Source organism: Veillonella sp. VA139 (genome assembly GCF_003992005.1).
In the GTDB taxonomy this organism is placed as follows: domain Bacteria; phylum Bacillota; class Negativicutes; order Veillonellales; family Veillonellaceae; genus F0422.
In genome coordinates, this window is sequence record NZ_RQVL01000064.1 from 1 (window position 1) to 612 (window position 612).

A 612-nucleotide genomic window follows, 5' to 3' on the forward strand; every position below is an offset into this window, starting at 1 on the left:
GGAAAGCAGATTATGAAAATATCAAACATCAGATGGGAGACAGTGAGGGAGATATTCGAGTACCTGTATCCACTGGGGAAAACGCCATCGGGGAAAGAGTTCACGAAGGAGCAACAAGAGATTCTTTGGAAGGAAATGAAGGAAGTGGCTCCGAACATCAACGAGGCAGGGGACCATCCGACATGCAGTCTGGGCTTCAAGGAAAGACGTTGGAACTGGACAATGGAGGACGTAGTGGTAACAGCGAAGTTGAAACAAATGGCGGAAATGCAACTCGACGCCAAAGCGAACAACTGCAAGGTAGTTTGGAACAAGTTCATGTTCGGGGGCGGAATGATAACAGTGGAACCTCTACAAACAATAGCCTTCAAAAGCAACAGATTAACCAAAGAATTCTTGAAAGATGGGATTTGGCAAGAGAATTAGTTGAGGAAGCTAATGAAGAAAATGTCGACGCTATCTATAATGAAATCAAGAAGAAGATGAACGAGCTTCATGGTAAATCCGATATGTTCCATGAAGAAAAAGCACATGGTCTAATCTCTTTAGTAGATGCTATGTTTAAAATTGATAGTAAACTTGGAAATACCAAGCTCAACGAATCATTGACAT

At 42.2% G+C, this 612-nt stretch carries 1 protein-coding gene; it reads left to right on the forward strand.

What is annotated here, in order from left to right:
- The coding region (locus EO125_RS09925) for a hypothetical protein (RefSeq protein WP_164726515.1) at positions 1 to 612 on the forward strand (612 nt) is incomplete at both ends.